Below are 15,099 nucleotides of genomic sequence, written 5' to 3'. Positions count from 1 at the left end.
GCCCTAAAACAATGCGCTCATTGAGAAATGAGCATCGAATCGATCCCGAAAGAGGTGTCCACTTTCGGGATCGATGCTTTGCCCTCAAGCCGCGACACATCGACGGGCGCGAACTCCGCGTCCTCATGGGTCACGCGCACCTCCTCCACCGTGAGCCGCCGCCATTGCGCGAGCTGGGCCAAGGCCTCCTGCACCAGGTCTTCCGGCGCGGAGGCGCCTGCCGTCAGGCCGATCACGGCGGCCCCGTCGATGAAGGAGAGCGTCAGGTCTTTCGGGTCCTGCATGAGGAGCGCCTGTCGCCCCTCGTTGACGGCCACCTCGCACAGGCGGTTCGTGTTCGATGAATTGCGCGCGCCGCAGACGATGATCCGTTCCGCGCGCCGGGCGATCACGCGCACCGCCATCTGCCGGTTCTGCGTCGCGTAGCAGATCGTCTTGACGTCGGGGCCCTGAATGGCGGGAAAACGCTTTTTCAGGGCCGCGATGATCTCGCGGGTGTCGTCGACGGAGAGCGTCGTCTGGGTGATGTAGGCGATGCGCTCCGGGTTCAGGACCGGAATGGTCAGCGCTTCAGCGACGCTCTCGATCACATGCACGGTGCCGTCGATCTGCCCGGTGGTTCCCTCGATCTCCACATGGCCGCGATGACCGATCACGATGACCTCGCGGCCCGCCTTGGAATGGCGCTGCCCTTCGAGATGGACGCGGCGCACGAGCGGGCAGGTGGCATCGAGCACGGACAGGCTACGGCCGGCCGCCTCCCGTTCCACCGCGCGCGAAACCCCATGGGCGCTGAAGATGGCCACGGCCCCGTCCGGGATCTCGGCCAGATCCTCGACGAAGATCGCGCCCTTGCGCTTCAGGTCTTCCACCACGCGGCCGTTATGCACGATCTCGTGGCGCACATAGACGGGTCTGCCCGTCCGGTCGAGGGCATCCTCGACGGCCCTGATGGCGCGCTCGACACCGGCACAGAAGCTGCGCGGCGCCGCGAGCAGAACGGTCAGCGGGGGATGGTCCTGGATCATGCCGCATCCTCCGTCTTCAAGGGGCGGTCGCGCGGAACCGATGGGCGGGTGCAGCGGGTGTGCCGCAGCAGGGAGGCTGCGTGCTCGCCGGCCATGACGGCGCTCTCGATGGTGGCGGGAAGGGAGCCGAGCCAATCTCCCGCCAGGGCGAGATTGGACAGGGGGCGCAGGGGAGGCTGCGGGAGCTCCTCGGCGGCCTGGCGGATGGTCGCGCGCTTCTCCTTCAGCACCCGGCTCTCGGGCTGGCGATTGCTGTCCGCATCGAGCCCGAGGCTGTGCAGGGCCGGCGCGACGTCGCGCCAGATCCTTGCCGCCAGATCGGCTGCATTGAGGTCCACCACCGCGTCGGCGGCCGAGACCGTGACGCTCACATGCGAGGGGCGAACCAGCGCCCATTGCGCGAGCGTGCCGGTGAAGCCGATGAAGCGTGGGCTCGCCAGGCCCTTCATGCGATAATGAACGTTGACGATGGGCTCGAAAGTGGTCGGCACGGGAAGCGTCGGGAGCAGCCGCTCCACCTCGTAAGGCGGGAGCGCGAGAATCACGCGGTCGTCGGGGCCGAGCATCACGGTGCGGTCCGTCAGGGCCAGCCCGATGACGCGCTCCTGGCTGGTCAGGAGCCTGCGCAGGCGCTGGCCGGTGTGAACGGCTGCGCCTCTTCTCTCGATAGTGGCGACGGCGGGCTCGATCAGGTCTTCGCTCAAGCCGTTGCGCGCCACCAGGAGACGCCCGGCACCGGGCCGGATGAGGCGTCGCAGGGCGCAGGCGAGGCGCTGCGAGGAAGCCTGCGCGGGCGGCGTGTTGAGCACCGCCACCGTCAGGGGCTCGATCAGGCTGCTCATGATCGGTCGATCCCCGATGATCGACGCGACCGGGCAGTCCTTCGCCGTGAAGACGAGGCGCAGGATCCGCGCCAGATCGGGCAGGGTTAGGCCATGAGGCCGGCGCGAGGGTAGGAGCCATGACCAGGGCGAGAGGCCCACCCGCCGCAGCTCTCCCGTGCGCCCGTCGTAGAGCGGGAGTCCTTTAGGCTCCGGCTCGATCCAGCGGTCGCGGGCGCCGATCGCCTTGAGGAGTTCGAGCGCGCGTCCATTGGCGGAGAACAGCACATGGGTGCCGTTGTCATGGACGAAGCCGTCGGTGGGCTGGATTGTGCGGCAGCGTCCGCCCACCTGCGGCGCGCCCTCATAGACGATGGCCTCGCCACCCTCAGCCGTGACGGCGAGCGCGGCGCTCAGGCCCGCGATTCCCGCTCCGACGATATGGGTGCGCCGTGCGGTCATGCGGGCCTCATGGCGCGGGTGATGAGATGCAATCTGTCGGCGGTGCTCAAGCGCAGCCGGCCCTGGCGCAGGCCCCAGCCGCGCGCTTGCAGCCGGTCGAGCACGCGACGGTAGTTCTCCATCATCAGGATCGCCGGTTTCAGGGCCCGACGGTCGAGACGCAGGAGGGTCTCGTCCGCCGCCGCAAATCCGGCGCGAGCCTCGTCGGCAAGGGCTTCACACACGCGGGCGAAGCGCGGATCGGCCACGAGAGCGGACGCGGGAGCATCGCGCAAGCCGAGTTGCGCCAGCCGCGAGAGGGGCACGTAGACACGCTCGCGGGCCGCATCCTCGTCGACATCGCGCAGGATGTTCACGAGCTGCAGGGTGCGCCCGAGATGAAGGGCGAAATCATGGGCGGACGGAACGCCGAAGATGCGGATCGACAGTGCCCCGACGGAGCCCGCGACACGGCGGCCGTAGAGCCCGAGCTCATAATCGTCGGCAAGACGCACCCGGTCGGCGCTGTCCGTTTCCATGCCGTCGAGAAGCGCGTGGCATTCCTCCAGGGGCAGCTTGAAGAGGGTCGAGGCGCGGGCGAGTTCACGCCCGATCGGCGTTCCCGGCGCACGGTGCAGCCGGTCGAGCTCACGCCGCCACTCCCGCAGGAACGTCCGCTTCTCGGCAGCGGGCGCCGCTCCGTCGGCGACGTCGTCCACCGCACGGCAGAAGGCATAGACCGCATGAATGGCGCGGCGGCGCTCGGGTGAGAGACTCTGCATGCCGAGGCGGAAGGACGAGCCCGAGCGCCGCACCGCCGCCGCCGTCACGCGGTGGTCGCCGGAGGCGGGCCGTCCAAGCGTCCCGCGAAGGCCGCGCAGGAACGCGATGCCCGCATCGGTCTTGCTCACCTGCACGCGCTCCAGCACCGGGTCGGCCTGCCGCAGGCGCCGGCTCAAACGCCGGGCCAGGGCGACGGTCGCGATGCTCTGCGCCCGCAGACGCGCATTCTGCAGGTGCTCGGGCAGGGATTGCGCCTGATCGATCAGTGCATCGACCCGGTCGAGCATGGCGTCTAAGACATCGCGTCGGAGCGCCGTGCGCGACGGATCGAAGAACGCCGTCTCGGAACCGGCCGCCAGCATCCACCGGATCGGGATGTAGATGCGGCCCATCCGTTCACGGTCGCGGCCGCAATCCTGCAGGTGGTTGAGGATCTGCAAAGCCGTGCAAAGGGCGTCCGCCGGCCCGTGGGCCGAACTGCGCTCGCCGTGCAGCATCAGCAGGAAGCGGCCGACTGGGTTGGCGGAGAAGCGGCAATAATCGATCAGCTCCGCCCAATCGTTGTAGCGGGCCTTGACCACGTCCTGACGGAAGGCGCGCAGCAGCTCGCGGGCTTGCGTCAGGCCGACCCTGTGCTCCCGGTCGACGGCATGGAGACGCGCGGCCTGCGGGACGGACGGGTCGCCGGACACGAGTGCCTGTTCGAGTGCATCGAGACGCGCTAGTTTCTCCGCAGCCCCGAGATCGGGTGCGTCGGCGATGTCGTCGGCCATGCGCGCGAAGGCATAGAAGGCCAGGACCGCGTCCCGGTGCTCACGCGAGAGCACGAGAGATGCGACCGGGAAGTTCTCGTCGCGCGGTCGCTTCGTTGCTCGGGAGACGTCCGTGCTCATGGCTTCTCCTCCAGAGGATAAAGCCTGCCTTTCCATCCCGCGCGGCGCGCCTGCCCGATCCGCAGGAGCACGCTCCATTGGATCACGAGGCCGACCAGGACGGTGAAAGGATGGAGCGGGATCGACCAGGGATTCTCCCGCGTCGCGACGGTCACGAGCGTGCGTGCGCCGAGGGGGAGAAGAGCCGCGCAGGCGAGCAGGAAGCCCGGCGCGAACGGCAGGAGCAGGAACGGCATCACATGGCCACCGAGCAGGAGCACGGTCCAGACCGGCAGCGCCACGGGTGTCGCCATGCCCTCGTGAGCATTCTTGGCAAAGCCGGCCCAGGCTTCGTCGAAACGCGTGTACATCCGGCAGGTGGCGAGGCGCTCGCCCGGCACGAGATCCGTCATGAGGCCCTTGCGGCGGAAGAGCCGCGCCAGCTGGATTCCGTCGTGGATGCGCGTGCGGATCGCCGCGTGCCCGCCGCTCGCCCGATAGGCCTCGCGCTCGACGAGCATGAGCTGGCCGCAGGCCGCGCCTAATCCTGGATCGCGGGAGAGGCGCATGAAGCCCATGGGGAGGTAGCCGAGCAGGAGCAGGTTGATCGTCGGCACCGTCAGCATTTCGCCGAGCGTGATCATGACCTGACGCGGCACGGCGCTGACGAGGCTCGCATCGGCCGCCTGCGCATGGCCTGCCAGCGCGGCTGCCGCTTGAGGGCCCAGGCGCACATCCGCATCGACGAACAGGAAATGCGTGCCCCGCGCGGCCTCGGAGAGATGGTGGCAGGCATGGACCTTGCCGGTCCAGCCGTCGTCGAGGGGCGGGGCGGTGAGCAGGCGCACGCGGACGTCGCGGGCCGCGTAGGCGCGGACGATGTCGGCGGTGGCATCCGTCGACCCGTCGTCCATGACCAGGACCTCGACGGGAACGCCCATGCTGCCGAGCGCCGCATCGAGGGCGGGGCCGATATTCGCCGCCTCGTTGCGCGCCGGGATGAGGATGGAGACGAGCACGTCGCCCTGCGGCGCCTGGCGCGGCGTCGCGCGCAGGACGCCCAGGTTCATGAGCGCGAGCACGAACGGGATAGCGGCCAGTGCAAGCACGACGAGAGCAAGCACCGTCATGACGGCCGTCCCTCGTGAGATGGGTCGAAGGCGCGCCCGCGCAGGGCCGCCGCCATTCGACGCCACCCGTCGTAGATCCCGCCGATGCCGGCGCGGCCTTCGAGAACCGCCCGGAAGCGGGCCGGGTCGCGGCTCTGCACGTCGGCGCTCAAGTGATCGAGCGTCGTGGTCAGCGCGCTTTCGAGCCGCTCGAGACGGTCGGCGCGCGAGAGGTTCAAAAGGTCCTGTCCGCGCATCGGCTGGCCGAAGGCTAGGAAGGCTTCCGCGCCGCGTTCCAGCCAGAAGCCATACTCGATGGCGAGCGGCAGGATTGTGCAATCGGGCGCGCGTTCGACGATGTGCGCCACGCCGGGCTTGAGGCCGAGCGGTCTCTCGCGCACGTCGCCGAAGCGTCCCTGCGCGGTGATCCAGAGGGCGCGGTCGGGGGCGGAGAGGATCTCCGCGCCGGTCCTGAGGAAATCCACTGCGCCGCGCGGGCTTTCGAGATCGACTCCGAAAGCGCCGATGCGGCCGAAGATGCCGTATTGCTTCAGCATCGCGGCATCGATGGGCGCGTAGCTCTCATAGGACGGAAAGAAGCGGTCCGCCGTCAGGACATAGATGGCCGCGTCCCACCAGGCCGGGTGATTGGAATAGACGATGACCGGGCCTTGCTGGGGAATGGCCGGGATGCCCCAGGAGGCGATCCGCAGGGCATTCATGTGGCGCGTGAAATAGCGCCGGAAGGTCGAGACCATGAAGCGATGGAGCAGGACGGAGCGACGCGCGACGGGAGAGCCTCCCGCGCGACCGGATGAAGAGTGATCCGTTCCTGCCTTGCCCGTTTCCTGCCTCAAGACACGTTCCGTAGATTCTCGACCTTGCCATCCGCATCGAGGGCGTCGGCGGCGATCCAGCCCGACATCATGACCATCGGCATGCCCGGACCCGGATGAGCCGCGCCGCCCGCGAGATAGAGGCCGCGCACCTGTCGGCTGCGGTTGCCCGGCTTGAACGCGCCCATGAACTTGCCGTGGCTCGCAAGACCGTAGATGGCGCCGTTGAGCACCTTGTAGCGGTCGTGGATGTCCTGCGGCGTCAGGTGGCGTTCGACCACGATGCGCTCCTCGATATCGCTCATGCCAGCCGTGCGTTTCAGCTTGTCGATGATCACCTGCCGATAGGCGGGGAACATCTGCGACCAGTCGTGGTGCGGACGAAGATAAGGCGTATGGACAAGCACGTAGAGCGCCTCGCCGCCTTCCGGCGCAACGCTCGGGTCCGTCGCGGACGGCGCTGCGAGATAGCAGGTGGGATCCGGTGCAGGTTCGCCGCGCCGGTAGATGAAGTCGAACTCTTCTTCCGGATCGCGCGAGAACACAAAGTCATGATGGAGGATGTGGTCGTAGCGCTTGTTCAGGCCGAGATAGAGCACCACGCCCGAGCAGGCGGGCTCGAAGTCTTTGCGTGCGTAATGTTCCCCGACCTCGCCGCCGACGAGTTCGCGATACGTGCGGATCGAATCCATGTTGGAGATGACGTTGTCGTAGGGAACGACCTCACCGCTCGCGAGGACGATGCCCGTGACCGCTCCGTTCTCGATCCTGAGCGAAGCCACGTCGCTGTCGGTCTGGAACGTGGCGCCGAGTTCGCCCGCCAGCTTCGCCAGGGCCTCCGCGACCGCGCGGGTGCCGCCCATGGGATACCACACCCCGTCCGCCGCCTGCATGTGGGCGATGGCGCAGAGCACGGCGGGCGAGCCATAGGGCGACGAGCCGACATATTGCGTGAAGTGATCGAGCATCTGCGCCAGGCGCTCGTCCTTCACCTTGGACCGGATGGTGCCGGCGACGGACGAGCCCATGCGCAGAGACAAAACATCCCGCAGGGTTGCGGGATTCATGTTGGCGCGAATGTTGATGGTGTCGAAGAGATCCTCCACCGGCTTCCAGAAGAAGAACCGGTTCGAGATGTCGTGGAGATGCGCTGAGATTTCCTGGAAGCGCTTGTATCCCTCGCCGGCGTTCTTTCCGGGCGCGAAGCGATCCATGGCCTCGGCCATGGCGTCGATGTTCTCCTGCAGGTCGATCCGGGTGCCGTCGTCGAAGAAGCAGCGCCATTGCGGATCGAGCCGCACGAGATCGAGATAGTCGGAGAGGTTTCGGCCGGCCTCCGCGAAGATGCGCTCCAGGACCCGCGGCACGGTCAGGATCGTCGGACCCATGTCGAAACGGAAGCCGTCCTCATGCAGAACCGCCGCCTTGCCGCCGATCCAGGCGTTCTTGTCGTAGAGGGTGACCTTGTGCTCGCGGGCCGCCGCGACGCAGGCCGCCGCCAATCCGCCCAATCCTCCGCCGATGACCGCAACCGAAGTTCTTTGAGCGTTCACGCATTCCTCCCGAAAGGCACGAGTCTATCCGTTATCTGCCCATGTCCCAATCGTGATGGTTCTAGGAAGCGCATGGGGCAGTTCAAGTCAAATCACGAACGTTTGGGCGGCGGGCGCAGATCATGCGCAGCGCGTGCCGGCCCGGCGCGCGGATTACCGGGTTGAATCCGGCGGCAGCCAGGCGGGGCCTCAGGTGGTCCATGGCGCGCGTGTTGCCGCCCCAGAGCAGGTTTTTCAGCCGGTTGACGGCCGAGACCGTCCCGCCGCCTTCCTGGGACAGGACGGCGACAAGAAGCCAGCCTCCGGGCCGCAGCGAGCGGAAGATCCGCTCGATGGCGTCCTGGATAATCGCCTCCGGCAGGAACATCTGCGGCAGGAAGGCGAGGTCAAAGGCCCGCTCGTCGTCCAGCTCTTCCGCCCGTTGCCGTCGCATGACGATGCGGCCCTCGAGCCCGGCCTCCCGCACGTGGCGCTCCCCGATGTCGGCCGGACGGGGCGCAGGCTCAAGGGCCACGGCTGTCAGATGAGGAAAATGCCGGCAGAGCGCGATCGAAAGGCCTGCGGCCCCCGCGCCCACGTCGAGAAGGGCCGCGCCGGGCTTTTCGAGACGCGGGACGAGGCCCGGCAGGAACTTCAGCTTCGGCAGGGCCCGGGTGGTCCAGAGCCGGGTCAGGGTGCCCTGGGACTCGATGATGGCCTCGTTCGTATGGGTCCAGCCATCGAGGGTCAGGGTGCGGTCGGCAAGCTTGCGCCGGAAGCTCTCGGCCTGCAGGAGAGGGGCCCGCAGGGACGCGCGGAAGGTCGCCACGCCCTCGGGCGTCGTGAAGGGCAGGAGGGCAGGGGCTGCCTGGACCCGGTCCTGGTTCCACACCACGAACCTGTGGCTTGCGAGCACGTCGACCAGCGTCCGGACGAGCGCCGGCGAGAGGGAGATGGCTTGCGCCAACGTGTCGATCGTCGCCGGCTTGTCGAGATGGGCGAGAAGGCCCGTCTCGGCGCAGGCCGAGAGGGCGCTTGCCGACCAGATGGCGGTGTCGGCCTCTTCGAGCACCTTCAGCACGTCGCCCGCCCGCTGGAGCGAGGGCGCGGCCGGGCCGTGCCAGGACGACAGGCCGATGGAGCCGAGGCCTATGCGGTCTCCCCCGTGGGACAGAAGTGCATAGGCGCGCCACAGCATGGGGACCTCTATCGGACCGGGATCACGATCGTCGTCGCAGGCTCCCTGACGACGATGCGGGCGGCGTCGAAATTCGGAGGGCCGCGACGGCCCACGTCGTTCGAGAAGCCGTAGGGCTCGCTGGGCAGGCCGATGAAGTTGCGGTCGAGCTTACCGTTGCCGTTCACGTCATGAAAGGCCGCGATGGCATAGGTGCCGGGCTTCACGTTCCTGATACGCAGTTCCACCGTTCCCGCGGTGGCCTGGCCGCGGTCCTTGTAGGGGCAGGTGGCCTCCTCGAAGCTGGTATCGCAGACCCCGGCATAGACCATCTTGCCGTCCGGCTGAACGCCTTGGGCGCGGATCGTCAGCGTCGCCGCGTGGGCGGACGAGACGGACAGAAGAAGAAAGGCGGTCAGTCCAACGCGTCTCATCCGGCACCCCTTATAGAGCCGCTTCGCCGAGCGGCGCGACGGCTGGCTTCGCTTCGTGGTCGCCCGCGCGCTGGCGCTCGCGATCCTCCAGCAGCAGCCGCGTCGTGATGCGCGCGCCTTCATAGATCACCGGCAATCCGCTGCCGGGATGCGTGCCGCCGCCGACCAGATAGACGTTGCGGCCGAAGCGGTTGTGCGGGCGGAAGTAGAGCATCTGCGTCAGGTTGTGCGCGAGGTTGAAGGTGGCGCCCTCGAACACGGAGAACTCGTTTTCCCAGCCACGTGGCGTCACCACGCGCTCGAAGCGGATGCGGCTCTCGATATCGCCCAGCCCGAGCACCTTCAGGCGTTCGAGCGCAAGCTTGCGATAGCGCGGTGCCTCGCGCGTCCAGTCGATCCCGCAGCGCAGATTCGGCACGGGCACGAGCACATAGAGGCTCGTGTGGCCCTGCGGGGCCAGCGATTCATCGGTCGCGCCGGCGTGCTGCACGTAAACCGATGGTTCTTCGGGCAGGATGCCGTTGGTGATCTCGTGAATGTTGCGTTCGTAGTCGCGCGACAGCAGGATCGTGTGATGGGCGAGATCGCCCACTTCGCCTTCGATGCCGAGATAGAGCATGAAGGTGGAGCAGGAGATCTTCGCGCGAGCGAGCTTCCTGTCCGTCCAGCGCGGACGCATGGATTCCGGCACCAGATGGCGCATGGCATGGCCGAAATCGCCGTTGATCACCACCGAGCCCGCAGCGAACCGCTCGCCGCCCGCCTCGAGCCCGACGGCCTCGTCGTTCTCGTAGACGACGCGCTCGACCGGCGTGTTGAGGCGAATGTCGACGCCCATCTTGCGTGCGACCTTCGCCATGGCTTCCGAGACCGCGCCGCAGCCGCCCATGGGATGGAAAACGCCGTGCTCGTATTCGAGGAACGAGAGAATGGTGAACAGGCTCGGGCACTGGAACGGCGACATGCCGAGATATTTCGTCTGGAACGAAAAGGCGAGGCGCACGCGCGGATCGGCGAAATAGCGCTTGAGATCGCTGTCGACGCTGGAGAAAGGTCTCAGCTTCGGCAAGGCGGCCAGCATCGCCGGCGAGAAGAGATCCGCCGGACTCGAAAAGGCCTGTTCCAGCACGGGCCGGAAGGCTTCGAGCTTGTCGCGGTTGTCGTCGAGAAACCGGCGCACGTTGCGCGCGTCGGCGGGTGCCAGACGGGCGATTTCCTGTTCGAGGCGATCGAGATCGTACGTGGCGCGAATGGAGCCGCCACCCTCGAAGACGACGTGATATTGCGGGTCGAGACGCTTGAGCTCGACATGATCTTCCAGCCGTTCGCCGCAGGCTTCGAAGATGTCTTTCAGAACGCGGGGATACAGGAAGAAGGTCGGGCCGATATCGAACTTGTAGCCGCCGGGCGCATGGATGGTCCGGGTTCGGCCGCCGACGGCCGGCTCCCTTTCGAAAACCGTGACAGGAATACCCTCGCGCGCCAGCAGCATGGCGGAGGCCAGGCCTCCAGGGCCAGCCCCCACGACGGCGACCTGAGATGAACGGGCGGATTCGCGCATGAGCCGGGAGCCCTGAATGGCGTGGAACATCGGCTACCTGAACTAGACCGATTGCGGTTTTAGACCAGAGGCAATGATTCACAATTGCGAGAGGGGTAAATCGCGCCCTGGAATATCGTAACGTTTACTCAGGCTATCTAGGAGGGATGTCGCATTTGTCTAGGCTATTTCTCGGTATAGTTTCACATCTCGGAAGAGTGAGCGAACGTATAAAAATCCGCAGCGCCTTATTCTTGCCTTTTTAAGGCTCAGTTTCACTTCCAACCGAAACGGAAGGGGAGACTGTCCTTGAAGAACATCCTCACCCGGGCATCTGTCATTGTGCCTATTCTTCTCGTAGCAGCCTGCAATACAACCGCCTCGAACGACCCGCTCACCACAGGATCCATCTCACAAGCCGATATCGACGCCGGACCGGCCATTCAGCGCGGCACCGCCTCCTGGTACGGCCCAGGATTTCACGGCCGTAAGACCGCCAGCGGAGAGCGCTTCAATTCCTCCGACATGACCGCCGCGCACCGCTCCCTGCCGTTCGGCACGAAGCTCAGGGTCGTCAATGAAGACAATGGCCGCTCGGTCGTCGTCCGGGTGAACGACCGCGGCCCCTTCGCCCACCGGCGGATCATCGATCTCGCAAAAGGCCCCGCTCAGGCGCTCGGCCTGACCTCCGACGGCACGGCCTACGTGTCGCTGCATATCATCGATTAGGCGCTTCTTAATTCCTTCCGGCGATTCTGGCTCCGATTCGGGACCAAGGGTTGCTTACATGGAATCGAGATCGTCTCAGCCGACGAATGTCATACGCTTTCCGGGCGCACGCTCGTCGGCGAATCCCCACCGCGATCAACGAAGCCTGATGGATGCGGTCTATGCCGCAGGCTCGTTGCCGATTGCGGCAGGCGATCGCGCCACCAAGGTCATGGCCACGCGTCTCACGATCTTCGGCTTCGTCGTCATCGATGAAATCCAGGCTGACGGCAGCGCCCGGCGCCTGCGGCCATCTGAGGCGTTCCACGCATCGACGGAGTGCCCATGGCGCGTGTCGAAGCCGTCGGGCCGCTATCGGATCGCCGAGGAATGGCCCGAATCGGATCGCGAATTGTTCGCGGCCCTGCAGGCCTAACGCATCGACGATGCGTTCCTCGAAAAGGTATCGGATCGATCCGATGCTCTGACGGAGGCCGGAGGTCTCGCCTTTTCCGTCCCCTGAACTATTTTCCTGCGCCATCCGATGGCGTTATTCAGGGGATGCCGATGCATCTGGTTCAGATTCTGCTGCCGCTCGCCGACAACAAGGGCCGCCGTCTCGACGGGGCGGTCTATGCGCGGGTCCGCAAGGAGCTGTCCGAGCGCTTCGGCGGGATCACGAGCTTCACGCGCGCGCCCGCTGAAGGCGTCTGGAAGGAGGGCGGTCATACCTCCCACGACGATATCGTCGTGTTCGAAGTGATGGCCCGCGAACTCGACCATGCCTGGTGGGAGCGCTACCGCGCGGACCTGGAACGGCGGTTCGAGCAGGAGACCATCGTGATGCGTGCGATCAAGGTGGAAATGCTGTAACGAGGGAACCCGAGCCGCACTGCTTCGCTTGTCGTAGAAAAGTGGAGCATTCCCATGGCCAAGCCTCTCGTCGTTTCAATTCCCCATAATCTCGGTCAGGCCGAAGCGATGCGACGGCTTCACGGCGGTATGTCGGGCCTGAAATCCCAGTTCGGCGACAAGGTCGCATCCATCGATGAGACATGGGACGGAAATCGCATGGATTTCCGCGTCGGTGCCATGGGCCAGAACGTGAGCGGCCATCTGGAAGTGATGCAGGATCAGGTGCGTGTCGAAGTGCAGTTGCCTTGGATCCTCGCGATGGTTGCGGAGAAGGCCAAGGGCTTCATTCAGAAGCAAGGCACTCTGCTTCTCGAGAAGAAATGATTACAGCTCGCGTCATGAACAGCTGTTCACAAAGATGAACGCGAGGGAACCAAAAAGCCCCATCTGCGTTGTACAATCGATTGCGACCACGACCCAACGCTGGTGCGCTTCACTAAAGACATCGCTTTTTCACCCTGGGCCGTGTTCTTCCGTCCGATCGCGACAACACACCTGTATTTGAGGATGGCGCTATGCATGAGCGTTTGATGACGCACTCCTATGCCCTTCGTTCGCCTGCCAAGACCGCTTCAGAAAAACCCCTCCTCGTCTGTTTCTCCCATCTGCGTTGGGATTTCGTGTGGCAACGGCCGCAGCATCTGCTCAGCCGAGCCGTCAAGCATTACGACGTTCTGATCATTGAGGAGCCGGTGTTCAAGGCGGGTGCGAAGCCTCACATGGATCTGAGCGATCGGCCCCAGGGCGTCACCATCGCCCTCCCGGTTCTTCCCGAAGGCCTGTCGCATGAAGATATTCTTGCCGAGCAGCACGACCTGATCGAGGAATTGATTGGTCGCGAGGCTTCGAGCCCGCGGGTGTTCTGGTACTACACGCCGATGGCCATGGCCTTCACAAGCGACCTCGAATGCGACCTGTGCGTTTACGACAACATGGACGAGCTTTCGCTGTTCCGCGGTGCGTCGCAGGAAATGCTCGACCTGGAGAACGCTCTCTTCGCCCGCTGCGACCTCGTCTTCACAGGCGGCATGAGCCTCTACGAGGCCAAGCGTCATCGCCATCGCAGCGTTCACGGCTTTCCGTCCTCCATCGACTTCAATCATTTCTCGCAGGCGCGCTCCATTGACAAGGATCCCGACGATCAGGCGCAGATCCCGCATATCCGCCTCGGCTTCTTCGGCGTCGTCGACGAACGCATGGATATCGATCTCCTGGCCGAGGTTGCCGATCTGCGTCCCGACTGGCAGTTCGTGATGATCGGTCCAGTCGTGAAGATCGACCCGTCCACGTTGCCGCAGCGGCCCAACATCCATTGGCTCGGCGGAAAGTCCTACAACGAGCTGCCCCATTATCTGTCTGGCTGGGACGTGGGCTTCATGAACTTCGCCCTGAACGAGGCGACGAAGTTCATCAGTCCGACGAAGACGCCGGAATTCCTGGCGGCCGGCGTGCCGGTTGTGTCGACCCCGATCACCGATGTGGTGCGGCCCTACGGTGAAAAAGGCCTCGTCGAAATCGCCAGGGATGCCAAGGAAGTCGTGGCGAAGGTCGAGACGATTCTCGCGCGACCGAAGGATGCGTGGCTCGCGAAGGTCGACCGGCACCTCGCAGCCGGGTCCTGGGATAAGACCTGGACTTCCATGCACAAGCTGATGCTGGATGTCACCGACGACACCGCGAGCGATCGCCCCGCCTCGTCCCTTCCCGTTTATGCCACCACGCCTGCGGAGTGATCTGAAACATGTATGATTGGTTGATTGTCGGCGCCGGCTTCGCGGGCAGCGTTCTGGCGGAGCGCCTGGCCACGGAGCGCAATGAGCGCGTCCTTCTGATCGATCGTCGCAATCACATCGGCGGCAACGCCTATGACCGATACGACGACAACGGCCTGCTCATCCACCAGTACGGGCCTCATATCTTCCACACCAACTCCAAGCAGATCTTCGATCACCTGTCCCGCTTCACGGAATGGCGCTTCTACGAGCATCGGGTGCTGGCGGAAGTGGACGACATGCTCGTGCCGATTCCGATCAATCTCGACACGGTCAACAAGCTCTATGGGCTGAACCTCACGTCCGAGCAGCTGCAGGATTGGTTCGCGGAGCGGGCGGAAAAGAACGGCGAGATCAGGACATCGGAAGACGTGGTGGTCTCCGCCGTCGGGCGCGAGCTCTACGAGAAGTTCTTCCGCGGCTATACGCGCAAGCAATGGGGTCTCGACCCGTCGGAGCTCGACAAGTCGGTGACCTCGCGTGTGCCGACGCGCACGAACCGGGACGACCGCTACTTCGCGGACGAATTCCAGTTCATGCCCAAGCACGGCTACACGCGGATGTTCGAGAAGATGGTGAGCCATCCGAACATCCACGTGATGACGCAGACCGATTACGACGACATCAAGCACGTCGTTCCTCATCGCCGCGTCATCTATACGGGCCCGATCGACGAGTACTTCAATTTCCAGTTCGGCAAGCTGCCCTATCGCTCGCTGCGCTTCGAGCACGTCACCCTCGACAAGGCTTGGCACCAGCCCGTGGGCGTGGTGAACTACCCGCAGACGCACGACTACACCCGCGTCACGGAGTACAAGCATCTCACCGGTCAGGATCATGCCAAGACGGCGCTCACCTATGAGTATCCGTCCGCCGAAGGAGACCCCTACTACCCGATCCCGAAGGCGGAGAATCAGGAGCTCTTCAAGAAATACGAGCGCCTGGCCCTGGCGACGCCCGACGTGTGGTTCGTCGGCCGTTTGGCGACCTACCGCTACTACAACATGGACCAGATCGTCGGTCAGGCTCTCGCCACCTTCCGACGCATCAACGAGTCCCTGCCGGTCGGAGCCGATACCAGTTCAGTGAAAGTCGTGTCGAATTCAGCCGCGATGGTTTCATAGTCGAAAT

General features: G+C 65.2%; 15 protein-coding genes. 6 read left to right on the top strand and 9 right to left on the bottom strand.

Going from position 1 to position 15,099, the window contains the following annotated elements:
• Window positions 1-17 precede the first annotated feature (17 nt).
• The 9 genes from ispH to crtI all read right to left on the bottom strand — a co-directional run bounded on the left by ispH (window position 18) and on the right by crtI (window position 10,624).
• The gene (gene ispH, locus OC446_RS07670; RefSeq protein ID WP_262028455.1) at window positions 18-1,028 is read right to left on the bottom strand and encodes a 4-hydroxy-3-methylbut-2-enyl diphosphate reductase; all 1,011 of its coding nucleotides are present in this window, start codon (window positions 1,026-1,028) and stop codon (window positions 18-20) included.
• Window positions 1,025-2,311, bottom strand: coding sequence for an FAD-dependent oxidoreductase (locus OC446_RS07665; RefSeq protein WP_262028454.1), 1,287 nt, complete (start codon window positions 2,309-2,311; stop codon window positions 1,025-1,027). The genes ispH and OC446_RS07665 overlap by 4 nt, the downstream gene beginning before the upstream one ends.
• Complete coding sequence (locus OC446_RS07660) at window positions 2,308-3,966, bottom strand: squalene/phytoene synthase family protein (RefSeq protein ID WP_262028453.1); 1,659 nt, start codon at window positions 3,964-3,966, stop codon at window positions 2,308-2,310. The genes OC446_RS07665 and OC446_RS07660 overlap by 4 nt, the downstream gene beginning before the upstream one ends.
• Complete coding sequence (locus tag OC446_RS07655) at window positions 3,963-5,075, bottom strand: glycosyltransferase (protein ID WP_262028452.1); 1,113 nt, start codon at window positions 5,073-5,075, stop codon at window positions 3,963-3,965. The genes OC446_RS07660 and OC446_RS07655 overlap by 4 nt, the downstream gene beginning before the upstream one ends.
• Window positions 5,072-5,812, bottom strand: a complete 741-nt coding sequence (locus tag OC446_RS07650) for a lysophospholipid acyltransferase family protein (RefSeq protein WP_262028521.1) — start codon at window positions 5,810-5,812, stop codon at window positions 5,072-5,074. Before OC446_RS07650 ends, OC446_RS07655 begins: the two co-directional genes overlap by 4 nt.
• Before the next feature lie 95 nt (window positions 5,813-5,907).
• A complete protein-coding gene (locus OC446_RS07645) occupies window positions 5,908-7,443 on the bottom strand; it encodes a phytoene desaturase family protein (RefSeq protein WP_262028451.1) in 1,536 nt (511 codons plus the stop codon).
• Between the two features lie 82 nt (window positions 7,444-7,525).
• Window positions 7,526-8,620 (bottom strand): SAM-dependent methyltransferase, encoded by a 1,095-nt coding sequence (locus OC446_RS07640; protein WP_262028450.1) that lies wholly within the window; start codon window positions 8,618-8,620, stop codon window positions 7,526-7,528.
• 8 nt (window positions 8,621-8,628) lie between these two features.
• The gene (locus OC446_RS07635) at window positions 8,629-9,033 is read right to left on the bottom strand and encodes a DUF2141 domain-containing protein (RefSeq protein WP_262028449.1); all 405 of its coding nucleotides are present in this window, start codon (window positions 9,031-9,033) and stop codon (window positions 8,629-8,631) included.
• A gap of 10 nt (window positions 9,034-9,043) precedes the next feature.
• Complete coding sequence (gene crtI / locus OC446_RS07630; RefSeq protein ID WP_262028448.1) at window positions 9,044-10,624, bottom strand: phytoene desaturase family protein; 1,581 nt, start codon at window positions 10,622-10,624, stop codon at window positions 9,044-9,046.
• A 258-nt stretch (window positions 10,625-10,882) separates the two neighbouring features.
• Here crtI and OC446_RS07625 point away from each other — a divergent pair, with 258 nt between their 5' ends.
• The 6 genes from OC446_RS07625 (at window position 10,883) to glf (ending at window position 15,092) form a co-directional block, all read left to right on the top strand.
• Window positions 10,883-11,302 carry a septal ring lytic transglycosylase RlpA family protein gene (locus OC446_RS07625; RefSeq protein WP_410055030.1) on the top strand — a complete coding sequence of 140 codons (420 nt, stop codon included), beginning with the start codon at window positions 10,883-10,885 and terminating at the stop codon, window positions 11,300-11,302.
• Between the two features lie 148 nt (window positions 11,303-11,450).
• On the top strand, window positions 11,451-11,717 hold the full coding sequence (locus OC446_RS07620) for a hypothetical protein (protein ID WP_262028447.1): 267 nt from the start codon (window positions 11,451-11,453) through the stop codon (window positions 11,715-11,717).
• Between the two features lie 131 nt (window positions 11,718-11,848).
• Window positions 11,849-12,154 (top strand): hypothetical protein, encoded by a 306-nt coding sequence (locus OC446_RS07615; RefSeq protein WP_262028446.1) that lies wholly within the window; start codon window positions 11,849-11,851, stop codon window positions 12,152-12,154.
• A 54-nt stretch (window positions 12,155-12,208) separates the two neighbouring features.
• Complete coding sequence (locus OC446_RS07610) at window positions 12,209-12,520, top strand: polyhydroxyalkanoic acid system family protein (protein ID WP_262028445.1); 312 nt, start codon at window positions 12,209-12,211, stop codon at window positions 12,518-12,520.
• 206 nt (window positions 12,521-12,726) lie between these two features.
• Complete coding sequence (locus OC446_RS07605; protein ID WP_262028444.1) at window positions 12,727-13,929, top strand: glycosyltransferase; 1,203 nt, start codon at window positions 12,727-12,729, stop codon at window positions 13,927-13,929.
• 8 nt (window positions 13,930-13,937) lie between these two features.
• Window positions 13,938-15,092, top strand: coding sequence for a UDP-galactopyranose mutase (gene glf, locus OC446_RS07600; RefSeq protein ID WP_262028443.1), 1,155 nt, complete (start codon window positions 13,938-13,940; stop codon window positions 15,090-15,092).
• The last annotated feature ends 7 nt before the right edge of the window (window positions 15,093-15,099 follow it).

The organism is Microvirga sp. Mcv34, from assembly GCF_024519725.1.
Classification (GTDB): Bacteria; Pseudomonadota; Alphaproteobacteria; order Rhizobiales; family Beijerinckiaceae; genus Microvirga.
The sequence above is the reverse complement of the archived record's forward strand: the minus strand, read 5'-3'. Positions and strand labels throughout refer to the sequence as shown.

Bases quoted from the DNA above. Each gene is read 5' to 3' on its own strand.
- OC446_RS07660 (WP_262028453.1), bottom strand. From the start codon at position 3,966: ATGAGCACGGACGTCTCCCGAGCAACGAAGCGACCGCGCGACGAGAAC.
- OC446_RS07610 (WP_262028445.1), top strand. From the start codon at position 12,209: ATGGCCAAGCCTCTCGTCGTTTCAATTCCCCATAATCTCGGTCAGGCC.
- OC446_RS07605 (WP_262028444.1), top strand. From the start codon at position 12,727: ATGACGCACTCCTATGCCCTTCGTTCGCCTGCCAAGACCGCTTCAGAA.
- OC446_RS07620 (WP_262028447.1), top strand. From the start codon at position 11,451: ATGGATGCGGTCTATGCCGCAGGCTCGTTGCCGATTGCGGCAGGCGAT.
- ispH (WP_262028455.1), bottom strand. From the start codon at position 1,028: ATGATCCAGGACCATCCCCCGCTGACCGTTCTGCTCGCGGCGCCGCGC.
- OC446_RS07665 (WP_262028454.1), bottom strand. From the start codon at position 2,311: ATGACCGCACGGCGCACCCATATCGTCGGAGCGGGAATCGCGGGCCTG.
- OC446_RS07640 (WP_262028450.1), bottom strand. From the start codon at position 8,620: ATGCTGTGGCGCGCCTATGCACTTCTGTCCCACGGGGGAGACCGCATA.
- glf (WP_262028443.1), top strand. From the start codon at position 13,938: ATGTATGATTGGTTGATTGTCGGCGCCGGCTTCGCGGGCAGCGTTCTG.
- OC446_RS07655 (WP_262028452.1), bottom strand. From the start codon at position 5,075: ATGACGGTGCTTGCTCTCGTCGTGCTTGCACTGGCCGCTATCCCGTTC.
- OC446_RS07615 (WP_262028446.1), top strand. From the start codon at position 11,849: ATGCATCTGGTTCAGATTCTGCTGCCGCTCGCCGACAACAAGGGCCGC.
- OC446_RS07635 (WP_262028449.1), bottom strand. From the start codon at position 9,033: ATGAGACGCGTTGGACTGACCGCCTTTCTTCTTCTGTCCGTCTCGTCC.
- crtI (WP_262028448.1), bottom strand. From the start codon at position 10,624: ATGTTCCACGCCATTCAGGGCTCCCGGCTCATGCGCGAATCCGCCCGT.
- OC446_RS07650 (WP_262028521.1), bottom strand. From the start codon at position 5,812: ATGGTCTCGACCTTCCGGCGCTATTTCACGCGCCACATGAATGCCCTG.